This is a genomic window from Psychrobacter sp. Pi2-52 (assembly GCF_904846705.1).
Taxonomy (GTDB): domain Bacteria; phylum Pseudomonadota; class Gammaproteobacteria; order Pseudomonadales; family Moraxellaceae; genus Psychrobacter.
Genome location: NZ_CAJHBS010000035.1, coordinates 1 through 16,616 on the forward strand (window position 1 = coordinate 1; position 16,616 = coordinate 16,616).

The 16,616-nt window shown below is 42.3% G+C and carries 17 protein-coding genes; 4 read left to right on the forward strand and 13 right to left on the reverse strand.

Going from position 1 to position 16,616, the window contains the following annotated elements:
• Positions 1-409 precede the first annotated feature (409 nt).
• Positions 410-1,309, reverse strand: a complete 900-nt coding sequence (gene pssA / locus JMY00_RS13005; RefSeq protein ID WP_240990761.1) for a CDP-diacylglycerol--serine O-phosphatidyltransferase — start codon at positions 1,307-1,309, stop codon at positions 410-412.
• A 26-nt stretch (positions 1,310-1,335) separates the two neighbouring features.
• The gene (gene rlmJ, locus JMY00_RS13010; protein ID WP_057758888.1) at positions 1,336-2,223 is read right to left on the reverse strand and encodes a 23S rRNA (adenine(2030)-N(6))-methyltransferase RlmJ; all 888 of its coding nucleotides are present in this window, start codon (positions 2,221-2,223) and stop codon (positions 1,336-1,338) included.
• Between the two features lie 141 nt (positions 2,224-2,364).
• On the opposite strand from rlmJ, the gene JMY00_RS13015 reads away from it, so the two are divergent.
• Both JMY00_RS13015 and dapE read left to right on the forward strand, forming a co-directional pair.
• The gene (locus tag JMY00_RS13015) at positions 2,365-3,120 is read left to right on the forward strand and encodes a 2OG-Fe(II) oxygenase (RefSeq protein WP_201580459.1); all 756 of its coding nucleotides are present in this window, start codon (positions 2,365-2,367) and stop codon (positions 3,118-3,120) included.
• A 62-nt stretch (positions 3,121-3,182) separates the two neighbouring features.
• A complete protein-coding gene (dapE, locus tag JMY00_RS13020; protein ID WP_201580460.1) occupies positions 3,183-4,400 on the forward strand; it encodes a succinyl-diaminopimelate desuccinylase in 1,218 nt (405 codons plus the stop codon).
• 142 nt (positions 4,401-4,542) lie between these two features.
• Here dapE and JMY00_RS13025 read toward each other — a convergent pair whose 3' ends face one another.
• The 6 genes from JMY00_RS13025 to JMY00_RS13050 form a co-directional block, all read right to left on the reverse strand.
• Entirely contained in the window at positions 4,543-5,046 is a 504-nt protein-coding gene (locus tag JMY00_RS13025; protein WP_201580461.1) for a GyrI-like domain-containing protein, read from the reverse strand.
• Positions 5,047-5,111: 65 nt separating this feature from the next.
• Positions 5,112-5,321: a Fe-S cluster assembly protein IscX gene (gene iscX / locus JMY00_RS13030; protein ID WP_021812734.1), complete on the reverse strand. Its 210-nt coding sequence runs from the start codon at positions 5,319-5,321 to the stop codon at positions 5,112-5,114.
• A gap of 162 nt (positions 5,322-5,483) precedes the next feature.
• On the reverse strand, positions 5,484-6,020 hold the full coding sequence (locus JMY00_RS13035; RefSeq protein WP_201580462.1) for an acyl-CoA thioesterase: 537 nt from the start codon (positions 6,018-6,020) through the stop codon (positions 5,484-5,486).
• Positions 6,021-6,298: 278 nt separating this feature from the next.
• Entirely contained in the window at positions 6,299-7,681 is a 1,383-nt protein-coding gene (locus JMY00_RS13040; protein ID WP_201580470.1) for an NAD(P)(+) transhydrogenase (Re/Si-specific) subunit beta, read from the reverse strand.
• A 14-nt stretch (positions 7,682-7,695) separates the two neighbouring features.
• Entirely contained in the window at positions 7,696-8,034 is a 339-nt protein-coding gene (locus tag JMY00_RS13045; protein ID WP_201580471.1) for a proton-translocating transhydrogenase family protein, read from the reverse strand.
• Between the two features lie 115 nt (positions 8,035-8,149).
• Positions 8,150-9,301 carry a Re/Si-specific NAD(P)(+) transhydrogenase subunit alpha gene (locus JMY00_RS13050; RefSeq protein ID WP_201580463.1) on the reverse strand — a complete coding sequence of 384 codons (1,152 nt, stop codon included), beginning with the start codon at positions 9,299-9,301 and terminating at the stop codon, positions 8,150-8,152.
• A gap of 497 nt (positions 9,302-9,798) precedes the next feature.
• Here JMY00_RS13050 and yaaA point away from each other — a divergent pair, with 497 nt between their 5' ends.
• Positions 9,799-10,611 (forward strand): peroxide stress protein YaaA, encoded by an 813-nt coding sequence (yaaA, locus tag JMY00_RS13055; protein ID WP_201580464.1) that lies wholly within the window; start codon positions 9,799-9,801, stop codon positions 10,609-10,611.
• A gap of 94 nt (positions 10,612-10,705) precedes the next feature.
• On the opposite strand, the gene JMY00_RS13060 is transcribed toward yaaA, so the two are convergent.
• The 5 genes from JMY00_RS13060 to JMY00_RS13080 form a co-directional block, all read right to left on the reverse strand.
• Positions 10,706-12,310, reverse strand: a complete 1,605-nt coding sequence (locus tag JMY00_RS13060) for a glycoside hydrolase family 68 protein (RefSeq protein ID WP_201580465.1) — start codon at positions 12,308-12,310, stop codon at positions 10,706-10,708.
• 493 nt (positions 12,311-12,803) lie between these two features.
• A complete protein-coding gene (locus JMY00_RS13065; protein ID WP_201580466.1) occupies positions 12,804-13,223 on the reverse strand; it encodes a glutathione binding-like protein in 420 nt (139 codons plus the stop codon).
• A gap of 27 nt (positions 13,224-13,250) precedes the next feature.
• Positions 13,251-13,472, reverse strand: coding sequence for a glutathione S-transferase N-terminal domain-containing protein (locus JMY00_RS13710; protein WP_277350423.1), 222 nt, complete (start codon positions 13,470-13,472; stop codon positions 13,251-13,253).
• Between the two features lie 25 nt (positions 13,473-13,497).
• On the reverse strand, positions 13,498-14,676 hold the full coding sequence (locus JMY00_RS13075) for an aromatic amino acid transaminase (RefSeq protein WP_201580468.1): 1,179 nt from the start codon (positions 14,674-14,676) through the stop codon (positions 13,498-13,500).
• Between the two features lie 18 nt (positions 14,677-14,694).
• On the reverse strand, positions 14,695-15,612 hold the full coding sequence (locus tag JMY00_RS13080; protein ID WP_240990762.1) for a DMT family transporter: 918 nt from the start codon (positions 15,610-15,612) through the stop codon (positions 14,695-14,697).
• Positions 15,613-15,759: 147 nt separating this feature from the next.
• Here JMY00_RS13080 and JMY00_RS13085 point away from each other — a divergent pair, with 147 nt between their 5' ends.
• The gene (locus JMY00_RS13085; protein ID WP_057758867.1) at positions 15,760-16,215 is read left to right on the forward strand and encodes an Lrp/AsnC family transcriptional regulator; all 456 of its coding nucleotides are present in this window, start codon (positions 15,760-15,762) and stop codon (positions 16,213-16,215) included.
• The last annotated feature ends 401 nt before the right edge of the window (positions 16,216-16,616 follow it).

Below are 16,616 nucleotides of genomic sequence, written 5' to 3' on the forward strand. Positions count from 1 at the left end.
AGTTAACTGGGTTATCAATGTGTAATCTACACACTAGCTACTTCCAGCTCGTCTTGATGAGGTGCGTATTATAGACGCTATATTTATTTAGTCAAGAAGTATTTTCTATTTAATTTAAACAATTTACATTATCCAAATCAGTAAACCACTTCCCTTTCGACTGGGTGGCATTATACGGAGTTTTAGATAGAAAACAAGGAAACTCTATAAATAATCTCAGTTATTTTCTATCAGCGATACTCTATTTACCTAACCTATTGTTATCGCTATCAAACTTTAAATACTGTCTTTTATATCTATAGATTTAGCTTTTTTATATGGGCTGGTGTACTTCAGCAGTATATAGAGTGCGTAAAAAAAGGAACTTACCTGACGGTAAGTTCCCTTATATAAAATCTAAATACAGTATCTAGCTTTTCACTTTCGTTTTAATCGTAGTCACGATACCTGATAACGCATAAATAATACCGATCGCTAAGATACCAACAGGAATATCATAGAGCACGATGCTCATGACTAGCACCCCAATGATAAGCACTACAAAAGGCACTTTCTTTTTATCAAATTCTTTAAAGCTATAGTATTTGACATTGCTGACCATCAGTAGACCGCAAGTCACGACCCAAGCTGCAAACAATAGCATGACGGCTGTATCGTATTTACCAATCCACTCGTTATGATCGACTGCAACCATCACAGCGGACGTCACCAATATAGCAGCCAGCGGACTTGCCAAGCCAACAAAGTACTTTTTATCGACGATGCCGACTTGAACATTAAAGCGTGCAAGGCGAAAAGCAGCACAAGCGGTAAAGACAAACGCACAGCCAATGCCGATACGACCCAATGGCTCTAAAGCGAAGCTATAAATCAAAATAGCAGGGGCAACACCAAACGCTAGCATATCTGCTAAAGAGTCGTATTGCTCACCAAATGGACTTTGCGCATTGAGCATACGTGCGACACGTCCATCTGCGCCATCAAGAATAGCGGATAAAAAGATAGCCAAAGCTGCTTTATAGAACTCGCCTTGGGTGCTCGCCAAAATCGAGTAAAAACCTGACAGTAGCGATAAAGTGGTAATTAGATTGGGTGCCAAATAAACACCGCGACTAACCACTCGCTTACCTTCGGCTACTTCAGCTTCAATCACCTCAAATGTCAAACCATCATAGCTGTCGTTATTTGCTAGACGGATATTAAACTCATGCTCATCGACAAACGGCGGCTGAGTAGCCGCACTGTCTTGCAATAATCCATCGTTTGAAGACGTACTGTTTGATTGACTGTTAGGTGGCTGAGTCGTCATCTTAATATCCTTATTGGCCGTTATTGCTATTCGCCGACGAGCCAGCGCACATTGGTCGCACTATCAGGCGTCAAGTTTGGCGCGTCTTCTACTTTTAGTACTGGCTGTAAGAAACGTAATATCTCACGTGCATGATTATCAAACTGCCATGGCGGATTGATAACCAGTAGACCTGTACCGTTCAGACCAACCGCAACATCATTAGGATAAATGTTTAGCTCACAAACCAGCTGACGTCTCATTTCAGTACGTTTGAGCTTTTTGTAGAAGAGCTCTACGGCTTCGATGTTTTTGATTGGGAACCAAAGCGCATAAGTTCCTTGTGGCCATTTGTTATAAGCCGCGACCAATAAATCGATCAGGCGCGTAAAATCTTTGTGCTCTTGCTCATAAGGAGGATCAAGGAAAATCAAACCGCGCTTTTCTTTTGGTGGAATAACAGCGGTGATACCTTCAAAAGCATCACGATGCTGGATACCAATTGGCAACTTATGCAGCTGATAGTTCAACGCATCGTATTCAGTCGCTTTGGCTTCAAAAGCCTCAGCACGCACGCCAGCATCAGGCTTTTTAGCGGCGGTTTTTTCGACATGATGAGCCACCCACCATGGCGAACCAGGATAGACTTTATTGTCGTAAGTGAATTTGGCTTGCTTGATGCCTTCCATATAATCTTTGACAGCAGCTGGGGCCTTTTCGGTATCTGCTTTCAGAAAAGCTTGAATACCACCTTTGGCCTCACCTGTTTTGCGCGCTTCTTCACTGCTTAGTGAATACAGTCCACGACCGCCATAAGCGTCAAGCACATAAAAAGGTTTGTTTTTCTGCCCCAGTTGATTAAGCAGTTGTACCAATAAAATGTGTTTAACCACATCAGCAAAGTTACCAGCGTGGTAGGCGTGTTTATAGTTCATAATCTCAAAAGTTTAAATAAGAAAAATTGCATCTATGGTAGCATAGGCAGAGTAAAAGATAATGTGGTTTTAGTAAGTGCTTTCAATAAAAACGCATTGAATGACGGTATATTGACAGCTGATTGATAATAATGAGATGAAATGACGCAGATTATTAGCAACCTTAACAAGACAGCGTTGGTCGTTGATCATCCGATAGGTCAGGATAATCCACCATTACTGCTGCCAGATACTCGTAATGATAGCCAAGAAATTCCTACTCAGCATGTATTGCAAATGTCTGACTTTGCGGTGGACTGGGAAGATAAGCTGACGGATAAACAGCTTGATACCTTTGTCACTGATGGCTGGCTCATTATTGATAACGTATTCAATAGTACTGCCTTATTAGCACTACAAGCAGAAAGCGGTTTTATTGACTATCGTGATGCAGAGCTGACCGCGGGTGTTCGCATCAGTGATATACGTGGTGATAGAATACGCTGGATTACTGAAGACTTTTTTGCAGGCTACTATTATCTGCAAAGTATTAATGCGCTGGCCTCGCTATTCAATCGTAGTTTATTCGCTGGTATTCGCCATAGTGAAGCACATTATGCGTGCTATCCGACTGGCTTTGGCTATCAATGGCACAGTGACAACCCTGCTGGACGTGATGAACGGGTTATCTCGGCAGTGTTTTATCTCAATGATGATTGGGAATCAACCGATGGCGGCGCACTAGAAGTCGTCGATAAGCATGGCACGCACCATGAAGTGATGCCCGTTGCCAATAGACTGATTATTTTTGATAGTGATTTACGTCATCAAGTACAAACTGCGCATCGCCAACGCTACTCTATCGCTACTTGGATGCGCCGTGATGGTCTTGTACCCTTTGTCGAAGTAGCCGTTTAGCACTTATTCTCTACTATTCATTTATATTTACCATTTTAATTTATTATACAAAAGGCTTATTCATGTCTGACTCTCATAACCAATCAAGCACGTCGCAACACACGACTCATCAGCAAGAAACATTAGACTTAAGTATTGCACTGTTAGAGCGCCCTTCAGTAACGCCCGATGACGATGGTTGCCAAGATATGTTGTCAGCACGGTTAGAACAAGCAGGCTTTGATTGCGAGTTTATGTATTTTGGTGATAGAAAACAAAGCGGTGAACATGCCGAAGTCAAAAACTTATGGGCACGCCGCGGTACTAGCGATCCAGTGATTTGCTTTGCTGGTCATACTGATGTCGTACCAACAGGTGACGAAAAAAACTGGACATACCCTCCGTTTACTCCAACTATCGCTGATGGGTATCTGTGGGCACGCGGTGCCGCCGATATGAAAACGGGTATTGCAGCTTTTACTGTTGCAGCCGAACGTTTCGTCGCCAATCATCCTGAGCACAATGGCTCTATTGCTTTTTTAATCACTTCGGACGAAGAAGGGCCGTCAATTAATGGTACGGTCAAAGTGATCGAAACTTTAGAAGCTCGTCAAGAAAAAATCACCTACTGTCTCGTTGGCGAGCCGTCAAGTACTGATACGTTAGGCGATATCATCAAAAACGGTCGTCGTGGCTCGCTAGGTGCTGAGCTTACCGTTACAGGTAAACAAGGCCATGTCGCCTATCCACATCTGGCATCTAATCCAATTCATGCGGCGATGTCTGCCCTTGCTGAATTGACTTCTACCGCATGGGACAACGGCAACGACTACTTCCCAGCCACATCATTACAAATATCGAATATCAACGGCGGCACTGGCGCAACCAATGTCATTCCTGAAACGCTAAACATGGTTTTTAACTTCCGTTTCTCAACTGAAACGACTGAAGATGAACTAAAGGCAAAAACGCATGCTATCTTTGATAAGCACTTTGCCAATAGCAAAGCGAGCTACGATATTCATTGGAAATTATCTGGTCAGCCGTTTTTGACCCCTGAAGGAAAACTGGTTTCAGCCTGCCAAAATGCGATCAAAAAAGTAACCGATGTTGATACGACATTATCTACTTCTGGCGGTACTTCCGATGGACGCTTCATCGCACCAACTGGTGCCCAAGTCGTTGAACTGGGTGTGCGTAATGCGACGATTCATCAAGTGGATGAAAAAGTAGAAGTCGATGACCTAGGAAAGCTTGCGCAGATTTACGAAGGCATTTTGGAAAATTTGTTGCTAGATTGAATGTAGTATTAATTGCGACTGTCTAATTGATGACATCCGCTCAAAGAAAAAAGCGCTACCTGATTTAGGTTAGCGCTTTTTTTGTCATTATTTTATCAAAAATGGCTTGATCAGCTTAAGTTACTTAAGTCAATTAATAGCTTTATTCAATACCAATACAGACATCAACTTGACCGTATTCTAAGTTACCACCGATATAATGCTCAAAGTCTACAGCAAACGTTCGGGTATGCTCACAATCGGGCGCATTGAAATACTCCCAAGCACTTTCCCATGCATTCATCACAGTGTTAGGCATGTAACCTTCTTCAGAAAATACCAAGTACTTTCCTGCAGGAATATCAACCGTCACTACGTTACTAGTACTGGCTACACTGTCGCTTTCTGATTGTGCATCTTGCTCGCTGGCTACTTTCCAACTGGCCACAACGTCAAACGCTCCTGCTAGATCATCGCTTTCGTAGTTGTGATAGACACCATAAATGTCTTCACCCTCAGGGAGTTCACCCGCGTGATTTTGATAAAACTTCTGCCATAATCTGCCAAGCTTGGCAGTGTCATGGCTTATCTCAGCGTTATTAGTGGTACGAACGCTGATACCGCGACAAGCTATCGCTTCTGGTAGCTCTTTAATTTGTGAGGTCATGATGCGGCCTTTTTTATCTGTTTATTTAGTTTTCTGTTTGTAGCAATGCTGGCAGATCGAATCGATTAATCGGCTTCATCAATCCAGTTCATTTGAATGGCTTCTAGGATGCCTTCATTTGATTTTTGTGGATCATCATCAAAGCCTTCAAGTTCAGTGACCCAGCGATGCAAATCAGTAAAGCGAATATACTGCGGATCTGTTTCTGGGAATTTCTCATAAAGCTCAATCGCGATATCTAAGCTGTCTGTCCATTTTAATTTTTGTGGGGTCATAACGGTACCTTTTTTTAGTCGTTTTGAGAATCATCATATTAAAAACGATGCCATCGTCCTAATACTGACGACTTGATGGGCTCTATCCTACCAAAATTCAGCAAATGATTATAGCCAAGTTACTTTACGATGTTGTTTTTCAATACTGTTTGGCGATGTGGCTTAGGCTGATTTGGTCGATTTTACCGCGACTTGGTGCTCATTCCATGTGTTAATCGTATCTGTCAACTGCTCGCCCATCATATCTAATACTTCTGGTGTGCGCATACCTTTACTATCTGTAAAAACAAACTTGGTCATACCAACGCCCATCAGCTGATTTTTGACAAAAAACCGATGCTCAAAATACACGTATTTATGATCCCATCCTGCGACTGCACTGCTAAGCGTCATTTTATCCAAAAATTTAATTTGCTTAAGATAAATCATCTCTTGCATGGCAATCACCCAATTCAGCGACTTGATGCCTTTTTGGTGACAGCACGCCTTTACCCAGCGCGTGACGTTGAGCTCAATAAATGATAAATAACGATAATTGGGCAAATGATCGCGAAACCCCATATCGTGGGGCAAAATTCGATAATGGCGGACGGTCGGTGCAGTCAATGTCTCTAGACTGATAGTTTCGCTCGTCGATTGATGCTTGAGCTGTTGCTTAAGTAAGCTAACCATAATAAAAAAACGCAGTAACATGTTCATAAATCTTTCTCTTATTTCATCGTATTTATAATTGGTGATTGTCTATCGTTGAAGCAGCTCACATGGGCTAAAAGATTAATCAAGCGCAAATCGTATACTGAGTACATAAAGCGCAGTTAATATTGTGATCATTAAAAACTGACCATAATTGGAAATAACCTCAGTCCATAGTCGGCTTATAAATGTCGCCCACTTTAACGCAAAAAAAGCCACCTCAGTGACTTTCTTTATCTAAAACTTATCTGTAAATAATCATGGTTAAAAACATAGCTTAGAGATTAATGACCGCCGCCATTGATAGTACGTACCATCTCTTCTACCATTTTCTTGGCATCGCCAAAGATCATCATCGTTTTGTCCATGTAGAACAAGCTGTTATCCAGACCTGCATAACCAGTACTCATTGAACGCTTGATGACCATGACCGTCTGGGCTTTGCTGACTTCTAGAATCGGCATACCGAAGATTGGAGAAGTAGGATCATCTTTCGCAGATGGGTTCACAACGTCGTTCGCACCGATGACCAACACCACATCTGTACTCGCAAAGTCTGAGTTGATCTCGTCCATTTCTAAAATATCATCATAAGGGACATCAGCTTCAGCCAATAGGACGTTCATATGACCTGGCATACGACCCGCAACTGGATGGATAGCAAAGCGAACGTTAACACCTTCTTCTTTTAACAACTCATATAGCTCTTTTACTGCATTCTGTGCACGGCCTTGCGCCATACCGTAACCTGGTACGATGACCACGCTACTGGCATTAGACATCAGGAACCCTGCGTCTTCTGCTGAGCCTGCTTTGTAATTCTTCGGTGCCCCATCATCGCCGCCTGCTGCCACAGCTGACGTGCCCATGCCACCAAACAAGACATTAAGTAGTGAGCGGTTCATGGCTTTACACATGATGTAAGACAAGATCGCACCTGATGAACCGACTAGCGAACCTGCGATAATCAGCATCGAGTTGCCAAGCGTAAAACCAATACCTGCTGCTGCCCAACCTGAGAATGAGTTCAGTAGTGATACGACTACTGGCATGTCACCGCCACCGATTGGCGCAATCCACATCCAACCAAAGATAACGGCAATCACTGCCATCGCATAAAATGCTGGTAATGAGTCAGTAACGAAATAGACGCCACCGAAACCAATCATCGCAATGAACAATAACGCTTGGACAGGTTTTACCCAGCCACCAACCAACGTTTTCGCCCAGCTTTTTGCTGCTAACTTACCAAAGGCAAAGACCGAGGCTGAAAAGGTAATCGCACCGATGAAACAACCAATGAACAGCTCAACTCGGGCAACCGCGCCATGCTGCTGTTCAGTGTGCAATACCGTCGCTAATGCAATGGCTACTGCTGCCAAACCGACGAATGAATGCATCAAAGCGACGGTTTCTGGCATTTGGGTCATCGCAACCGTCTTTGCCTTCCACATACCAACGAGGGCACCCAATATCATCGCGCCAATAATTAACCAAAGCACAGGGCCTTCTGCTAAGAAGAATGTCGTGACGACCGCAATCGCCATCGCTACCATGCCAAAGCGGTTACCACGGATAGCGGTCTTTGGGCTAGACAAACCACGTAAGGTTAAAACGAAAAGAATCGCGCCGACTAGGTAGAACCAATCTGCATTTGCTGCAATCATTACTGAGAAGTCATTCATGCATCACCTCCAACATCAGGGGTTGCGACTGGCGCTTTTTTCACTTTCGGTTTGAACATCGCAAGCATACGCTCAGTCACAGCAAAGCCACCGAAAATATTGATACTGGCTAAAAATACCGCAAAGGCACCAAGCAAACTGGTCGGTGTAAACATTGAACCATCAATCGTGACGGTCTGTAGCATCGCACCCACGATGACGATACTTGATAGAGCGTTGGTTACCGCCATCAATGGCGTATGTAATGCAGGCGTTACGCCCCAAACCACGTAGTATCCGACAAAAATAGCGAGCACAAATACAGTGAAAATCGCTACAAATGGTGTGCTACTCATGGCCGCACCGGCTGGCGCTGCAGCTAAAATAGTGGCAATCATCTAATCCTCCTAAAAATTTATTCATTACTGGCAAATGTGTAGTGACGAAATATGTGGTAATAGACTGTTCAAACTAGCGTTTGGCCAGTCGTACCTGACTGTCATGTGTCACTGCCAGTGCGCCCTGAATCTCGTCTTCCATGTCTAAGTTAAGTGCCAAGCTAGCCGATGCATCATCGCCAGTAGGTGCAATCAATGTCGTAATAAAGTTAACAAGGTTATTGGCATACAAATCTGACGACTGTGCGGCGAGCATAGATGGGATATTGGCGGCACCAACGATACGTACGCCGTTGTCTGTGGTGATGGTTTCGTTAGGCACGCTGCCTTCGACATTACCACCGGTACCAGCCGCCATATCGATCAGTACAGAACCTGCCTTCATTTTGGCAAGCGTTGCGCCATGTACCAAACGCGGTGCGTTACGACCAGGAATCTGCGCCGTGGTAATAACGATGTCAGCATTACTGAGCGCTTTATCTACGACAGCTGCTTGATCTTTAACATATTGCTCTGATGGCGTCCATGCATAACCACCGGTAGACTTAGCTGTTTCAGCCTCCTCTGCACTCATCGGCACATCAAGCCATTTACCACCGAGTGATTCCACTTGCTCGCGAGCGGTCGGACGTAAGTCACTGGCTTCTACCACTGCACCCAAACGCTTGGCTGTCGCAATCGCTTGTAGACCTGCAACACCAACACCTAGGATAACGACCTTAGCTGGCTTAACCGTACCTGCTGAAGTCATAAACATTGGGAAAGGACGTGAATACTCATTGGCCGCGAGCAATACGGCTTTATAACCAGCAAGGTTGGCTTGTGACGACAATACGTCCATATTCTGTGCGCGTGACAGTGTACGAGGCAATAATTCCATCGCAAAGACTGTCGCGCCTTTGGCTGCATAAGTGTCAAGCTGAGTGTTGCGATACGGGTCAAGCATGCCAATGACGATCTGACCAGATGATAAGCTTTCAGTGGCTTCCGCTGGTAGGTCATTGACGGTGGTAATAATCTTAGACTGGGTAATCACCTCGGTACGACTACTGGCAATGTCGGCACCCGCAGCCTGATACAACTCATCAGCATAGTATGCTGCTTGACCTGCACCTGACTGAATGACGACTTCAAACCCAAGTTTACGCAATTTTTTGACTGCGTCTGGGGTTATGGCTACACGGCTCTCGCTCGTGATATCTGCACTGATTACACCGATTTTCATACCGTCTCCTTACTTACGTCCAATGACTATATTTACGTCTCACGACTACCTTTAATACCCTCAACGCACATCTAAAAAGCACAGGGGACAAAACCCATTGATCATGATTAATCCATTACAGCGACCAAAGGTTATCAATTTAATAAATGATAGCTACTTTACCATCATGCCTTTTTATTATAGAGATATCGTTCGTCAAGTTTCATTGTCTAATGATGACCCACAAGTAAAATAAAAATTTAGGTATTTACACCATTGGCATACTTTTTGTTGGTATATTAAAGCCTTTTATTTTTCCGAAAAACGCTTAGCCCTTATAGATACAGGCCTAACTCTACTTATTTCCTAATGTTACATCCGTTCTTTTATTAAACAAATAACGTCAATGAACATAAAATGAGCAAGGTGAAGTCAAGTTCCACCCATGCATACCGTATAATAAGAATACTTGACACTCGAAAAAACCCGTCATCGATTCATTATAATAAGGAATAACCATGTATTTTTTGCTCTCCCCTGCAAAATCCCTGAACGAAACAGACGCTATACCACTAAATTTAGGCAATTATTATAGTCAGCCCGAGCTAATCGAACGCTCACAAGAACTGATGAAAGTACTGAAGTCAAAAGAGCCTGTTGACCTACAAGAATTGATGAGTATATCTGACGATTTGGCTCAGCTTAATGCCACGCGCAATCAACAATGGCATTGGAGCGAAGAGCAGCCATTTACTAACGATGCCTCTGATAACGCCGCCAAACCTGCAGGCTATTTATTCGATGGTGATGTCTATACTGGGCTTGACATGTATCATATGGACAAAGATACCGCTACTTATGTCAATGAGCACTTAGGCATTTTGTCTGGACTGTATGGAGTACTAAAGCCACTAGATCTTATCCAGCCATATCGCTTAGAGATGGGTACCAAGCTGAAAAATGAGCGCGGTGGCAATCTTTATGAGTTTTGGGGCGAGGAAGTGACTAACGTTATCAATGCACGTATGGCTGACAGCGATGACAAAACATTGGTTAATTTAGCTTCCAATGAATACTTTAAGGCGGTAAAGAAAAAAGCACTAAAGGCAGACATCATTACGCCACGATTTGAAGACGAGAAAAATGGTCAATATAAAGTAATTAGCTTTTATGCCAAAAAAGCACGTGGGCTAATGGTCAAATATGCTGCTGACAATAAGCTGACTAATGCTGAACAACTAAAGCAGTTTGACTTGGCAGGATATTACTATTGTGAAGAAGCTTCCGATAATAAGACGTGGACGTTTAGACGAGATGCGGCGGATCAGTAGCTTGAGATAATACGAGTCAAAATTATAAAAAACCCATCATAAGCCGAAACTTATGATGGGTTTTTTATTCTCCAACCACTAAATTTTTTAGTACCTATACTCTAAAACGCAACTTATCCCTTGAAACATCAAGTACTACTGTTTCATTATAAATATTATAGGTATGGAGACGATCAATATCAGTCTCCCAATTCGGTTCAATATAACGTACAAAGGTTTCTTTATAAGAGGTCGGTGTCAACTCCTCTACTAGGTATAAAGCCACCCTACGCCCATATCTAAGAGTGCCATCCTGAGCAGTACGAAAGAGCTGACCGTCTTTTCGGAATAATGCGCCTGCTAATCGAGATCCACGTACGTCAATTTTTAGAGGCGCCGAAGGATGAATGGTCCAATTATCTGCTTGCAGCTTGTCAGAGGTATAAATATACAGCTCTAAATCCATAGTAAATGCTGAAATTGAACCGTGGGTTGTAAAAAGATACCATAATCCATTATGCTCAATCACGGCGCTATCTACTGCCTGAACGCCTGAAACTAACTCATGAACTTTTTCCCACTTACACGGAAAATCTGTCGCTTTTAATAAGCTAATACAATTGGTTTTTGCAGCCTCTGGAATCATATAGACAGCATCCTCATACTCGAATACATTGGGAAAGCTTAAGTGCGTGCTAATACCCAAATCAGCTTTTCCTGAACCAATAATTTGATGGCTTTCATTCAGCTCTATCCACTCTATTCGACCAACATTCTCTTTGTAATTTAAGCTTTCAAAAAATATGTAACGTCTTGAGTCGTGTTCAATATAAAAAGGATCAGCCCAAAAGCAGCCTTTCGCAGGCGGTATTTCTGTATATGTATGTATTGGTTGATCAACAGATCCAATAAAGAGGCTCCACTGATTGAGATAAAAACTCTTATAAAAAGTTTTGACAGTATAATATTTTAAGAATCTAGGTAAGTGTTTGATGGTCATTGATAAGTCAGGTTTGTGATGAGACGTGTGTTCGTCAGTTGTCTTAATAGACTTTCCGGTATTAACTCCAACTCTATTCCTGTGGAAGTACCAATATAATATCGATGCTGCTATCCCATTTGACTTACGCTTAGTTAAGTTATAATCCCAGTAAAATAGCGTGCCATAACCTTCCTCTACTACTTTATCTACATTAAGATGTTCATTTAATAATTGCAAAGTAACGACACTACTTTCCCATTGTTCAGCAAACTGCCAATATAACGTAGGCTTATCATGTTGTATCGCATTATTGCCATAATGAAAAAAAAGCACACCGTTTTTTGTAATACTTAAAATTTTTCCTGTCAGCGCTCTGAAACCAATATTAAGCAGGTAATCTAAATCCGCAGCTTCGATTTTCTCAATCACTGAATCTTCAATTTCTTCAGTGTACTCACCCTGCTTCGGTATAGACATGATAGTAGGCATTGAGCCATTTTTTGATAAGTCGTGAATAGAATAATGCTTAGCATTACTCTTAGTTCGAGAAAGAAAAGAGAATATTTTTTGATTAATTAGGGGAATAGACTTTAGTACACTGCGTTTCTGTTTTATATTTCGTTGAATAGCAATACAAACCTCGACAACTCCTTCATCCACCAATGATTTAAGTGGTTCAAAGTTGTACCACGCCAAGGTCTTATCTTCTATAAGGATTCCAAGCCTAATCTTCTTCATCGTTATCACATTAAATGGCACATGATATTTTGCGCATTCTGACCCGCAACACGTGTCCAAACTCCTTTTGATTGAATTGTCACTCCATTATATATTCAAATAATAACATATATAGTAGTACTTGTTAAAAGAAACTCACCATTGAAATTAGACACAAAAAAGCCCTGCTATCTTCCGATAACAGAACTTCTAATAGCCAAATAGACTTTATGACAAAATCATACTTTTAGCGAAACGCGATTCATCGAGAAAGGTCAGAAAATGGTCAATATCAAGTGAAGTGCTGAACAGCTAAAGCATTTTGATTTGGCAGGATACTATTACTGCATCAAGGCGTCTGATGGATAAGACATGGACATTTAGAAGAGATGCGGCGCTTCAGTAGCTTCATATAAAACTACATTTACTACAATTGCTAGAAGTCATTAGAAGCATTGAATTCAGTGCTTCTAGCTCATTCACCAGATATCTTCGAGTTGAACTTATGAACGGATTATAACAATCCTTCTTGTTCCATCATTTTTTGTACCGAGGTGCGGTTTAGCATGGCTTGATAGTGTGCATCTAGGTGTGTCCAATCCTGTGCTCGACTCGCATATCGCTGACTCCAGTGAGCGATCATAAATAAATGAAAATCAGCCCCACTTAATTTATCGCCCAACAACCATGGACCATTACTCGCTAACTTCTTTTCAACAATATCCCAGCAGTGGGTTAGCACATCATTCGCTTTATCTTTCACTTGTTGCAAATTTTGCTCGCCGCTGATGTACTGCTCGGGATGTGCCCAGCGATTAGCGGCTTCTTGTAGTGTAGAAGACACCCAAAACAAATACTGGTAATAGACACCGCGCCTAGGGCATCCTATATCAGGTGCTAGCCCAGACTCTGGGTGCTGATCTAACACATACATTAAAATTGCCGCAGACTCATAAATGACCTACCCCTGATGCACCAACGTAGGTACTTTGCCATTTGGATTAATGGCTAGATACTCAGCTGATTTTTGCATGTTCTTAGACAGGTCTATTTCTATCATTTCATAAGGCACGCCTAGCTCTTCAAAGACAGCATGGGTAGCCATATTGGCGCCACCCTTATCCCAATATAAAGTATAAATAGTTGTGTCCTTCTTGCTGTTGCGATTAATGCATAAAACCATTGCACTGAGCGATAAGAATTATTCTCTAACGTGAAACAACCGACATGATAGCGTCCGCTAGTTGAGGGATTTCCGTCATTTTCAAACCTGCAATATTAATTCTACCATTTGGCATGCCGTAGATAGCGAACTCATCTTGCAACATGAGCATTTGGTTTTCTGTTAGCGGTAATAGAGAAAACATGCCTTTTTGATGCGAAATGTCCAAAAACTCTGCGGGTGCACCTCTATCTTTTAAGGCTGCGCCTAATGCTTGGCGAATAGTATTTACCCTACTACGGTAGCTTGCTAGCTCTACTAGCCAAACATCTGGGCTGTCTAGCAAACAAGAAGCAACTGCGGCACCGTGATTGGGCGGCATGGAGTAATTGGCGCGTGTGATGGTTTCTAAAAGTGTCTGTATATCTGCGTGACGCTCATGGTTCGTCGTCATCACCGTAGCAATACCCGTACGCTCGTTGTACAGCCCCATATTTTTTGAACAGCTGGCGGCGATAAATGCAAAGTCAGCGTCTTCGATCATTAGACGAAGACCTGCAGCATCGGTATCAGGATCATCGCCAAAACCTTGATACGCCATATCAATAAACGGGACAATATTTTTCTGTTTACATTTATCAGAAAACAGTTGCCACTGCTCTAAAGAAGGATCTATACCGGTAGGGTTATGGCAGCACGCATGTAATAACAGCACGTCTCCTTCTTTTGCTTTTTCTAGCGCGGCAAAACACGCATCAATGTCTAACTGACCATTTTTATTTTGCCATGGATACGTATCAACTCTTAATCCAGCACCTTCCATCAGCGGACGATGATTGATATAGCCAGGGTCACTGATCCAAACGGTTGAATCTGGAGAGAGCGTGGCGATTAAATCAGCAATGAGTCGTAGCGCCCCTGATGCTCCAACCGTCTGAATCGTGCATTGGCTTTTTAGACTTGGACTGTCACCCAGTACAAATTTTGCCATTTGCTGGTTAAAATTAGCGTTACCCGATAGCATGCCATAAGCCTTTGAATGAGCTTCATGAGCAAGATGTATCTCTGCGTCTTGCACGGTTTTCATCACAGGCGTATTGCCATGCTCGTCTCGATAGACACCAACCAACAGATCTATTTTATGTTTACGTTGGTCAGCGCGAAACCTACCTAACAATGCCCATAGTGGATCGCCATTGATAACAGGCATATTATCTAACATCATGATACTTCCTTAATTAGTTTATTTCGCTCGATTGGACAAGATGACGCCAATGGTACTGAGTACGATGCCGCATATCATAATGACTGATAGAGACTCATTAAGTATCAGCGTAGCCAGTATAGCGGTTAATCCTGGGGACAAAGAGCCAAGTAATAAGGTACGAATGGAGCCCAGCTTTTTGACTGCATAAGAAAACGCAATGGTTGATACCACCCCTACACCAAGTCCTTGTACTAGGATAAACGGAAGCGCTTCATCAAAAGACACAGAACCTACATTCGTTTCCACAATGCCAGACAGAACCATCATCAATGTCAGAAAAAACGAGGTATAAGAGAGCACGATAGCGATAGCTATTGGACTTAACTTGGTGCTTTTTAACCCCAAGGTATAACCCGCCCAAATCAGGCTTGCCATCAACAATAACCCCACACCGTACAGAAGACTATTAGGCACTGACTGTGCACGCCCGCCAATCATCGTAGCGATACCAAAGAGAATAAGGATTAATGCGGCAAATTTCCTCAATGATATTCGTTGACGATAAAAAATAAAAGACAATATTGCGGCAAAGAAGACTGGCGTACCTGTCAAAATAGTACCAACGTAAGCTGCTGGTACCGTACTTGCGCCAAAAGCAGCCAATAAAAGAAAAGGCACGCCACCAAGTAAAACAAACATGATATCTGGCAGTCTGATCTTTTTGACTTCATTCAAACTAGAGAGTACCCAAGGAGTCAATAAGACCAGCGGTACACTGAAGCGAATGAGCATGACATCGGCAATGCTTAGCGACGATGCTCCAACCGCTCGTACAGTCAACGCAAATCCTGACCAAATCAATAATACAACGCTCATCGCCACATAGCCTTTGGTTAGTGGCGACATCATAAACAAAGGATTTTTGCGCGATGAGGGATGGAATATCGTATTCATAGTCGTGTCTTATGCTGGTATACAAAGACCAATTATCGATTAAAATACGCGCTTTTATCTCTATTTATTCATTGCAATTTTGCAAATATTTGGTGGATAATGCTAACTAAATCAAAATTATTGGTTTAAAAAGCCAAAAGGTAAATTATGGATAAAATCGACCGCCATATCTTGGAAGTGCTCCAGAAAGAAGCGCGTTTATCTACAGCCGAACTGTCCGAACGTATAGGGCTGTCGCCGTCTCCTTGCGCGCGACGCCTAAAGCGTTTGGAGGACGAAGGCTATATAGAGAACTATCAAGCAAACGTAAACAAAGCCAAAGCGGGTATTGCGATGAGTTTCTTTGTGGAGGTCAGTCTCAACAGCCACCAAGAAGAATCTATCGCAGCTTTCGAACGCGCTCTGTCCAACATGGACGAGGTGATTAATGGACATGTGGTATCGGGTTCTTATGATTATTTATTAGAAGTAGTGAGCCCTAATCTTGATGGTTATGAGCGGTTCACCCGTAAGCTACATAAGCTTGCTAGCGTAAAAGATATACACACTCATTTATCAGTGAGAAAGGTAATCAATAAGACAACTTTACCTATTTTTGTTTGAAACTCTTTTATACCGACTAGCAGCACAATATCTCGCTCAATAATTAGTGAGTAGCAAGACCCGTAATAAGTTCATTTGGATTTGACAGAATATGGCTATGATAAAGAAGTGTCTGACGATAAGATGTGGACGTTTAGACGAGATACAGCGGATTAATAGAGTGTTTGATGAGCTTTAACTATAAAGCCCTAATATAGAAAATATTACTAGGACTTTATTTTAGAGGGATAAGTAAGTCATTCATAGTAAGTAACTTATTAACAATAGATTTGTATTCACCGTATTATAGGGAAATCTCAACTTCTATTTTGATTGGACGTTTTAAATAGACCTCTTGCAAAAGTAGTAGAGTATTTTACAATAACTCATACATTAACAACTGGCTAAGAACCATGCCAAAC

Excerpts from the sequence above, each read along its gene's own strand:
- JMY00_RS13025 (WP_201580461.1), bottom strand. The coding sequence starts at position 5,046 with ATGACCTCACAAATTAAAGAGCTACCAGAAGCGATAGCTTGTCGCGGT.
- iscX (WP_021812734.1), bottom strand. The coding sequence starts at position 5,321 with ATGACCCCACAAAAATTAAAATGGACAGACAGCTTAGATATCGCGATT.
- JMY00_RS13710 (WP_277350423.1), bottom strand. The coding sequence starts at position 13,472 with ATGGTTTTATGCATTAATCGCAACAGCAAGAAGGACACAACTATTTAT.
- JMY00_RS13045 (WP_201580471.1), bottom strand. The coding sequence starts at position 8,034 with ATGAGTAGCACACCATTTGTAGCGATTTTCACTGTATTTGTGCTCGCT.
- JMY00_RS13065 (WP_201580466.1), bottom strand. The coding sequence starts at position 13,223 with ATGTATGTGTTAGATCAGCACCCAGAGTCTGGGCTAGCACCTGATATA.
- dapE (WP_201580460.1), top strand. The coding sequence starts at position 3,183 with ATGTCTGACTCTCATAACCAATCAAGCACGTCGCAACACACGACTCAT.
- JMY00_RS13040 (WP_201580470.1), bottom strand. The coding sequence starts at position 7,681 with ATGATTGCAGCAAATGCAGATTGGTTCTACCTAGTCGGCGCGATTCTT.
- JMY00_RS13015 (WP_201580459.1), top strand. The coding sequence starts at position 2,365 with ATGACGCAGATTATTAGCAACCTTAACAAGACAGCGTTGGTCGTTGAT.
- rlmJ (WP_057758888.1), bottom strand. The coding sequence starts at position 2,223 with ATGAACTATAAACACGCCTACCACGCTGGTAACTTTGCTGATGTGGTT.
- JMY00_RS13075 (WP_201580468.1), bottom strand. The coding sequence starts at position 14,676 with ATGATGTTAGATAATATGCCTGTTATCAATGGCGATCCACTATGGGCA.
- JMY00_RS13035 (WP_201580462.1), bottom strand. The coding sequence starts at position 6,020 with ATGAACATGTTACTGCGTTTTTTTATTATGGTTAGCTTACTTAAGCAA.
- JMY00_RS13050 (WP_201580463.1), bottom strand. The coding sequence starts at position 9,301 with ATGAAAATCGGTGTAATCAGTGCAGATATCACGAGCGAGAGCCGTGTA.
- JMY00_RS13080 (WP_240990762.1), bottom strand. The coding sequence starts at position 15,612 with ATGAATACGATATTCCATCCCTCATCGCGCAAAAATCCTTTGTTTATG.
- JMY00_RS13060 (WP_201580465.1), bottom strand. The coding sequence starts at position 12,310 with ATGAAGAAGATTAGGCTTGGAATCCTTATAGAAGATAAGACCTTGGCG.
- JMY00_RS13085 (WP_057758867.1), top strand. The coding sequence starts at position 15,760 with ATGGATAAAATCGACCGCCATATCTTGGAAGTGCTCCAGAAAGAAGCG.
- yaaA (WP_201580464.1), top strand. The coding sequence starts at position 9,799 with ATGTATTTTTTGCTCTCCCCTGCAAAATCCCTGAACGAAACAGACGCT.
- pssA (WP_240990761.1), bottom strand. The coding sequence starts at position 1,309 with ATGACGACTCAGCCACCTAACAGTCAATCAAACAGTACGTCTTCAAAC.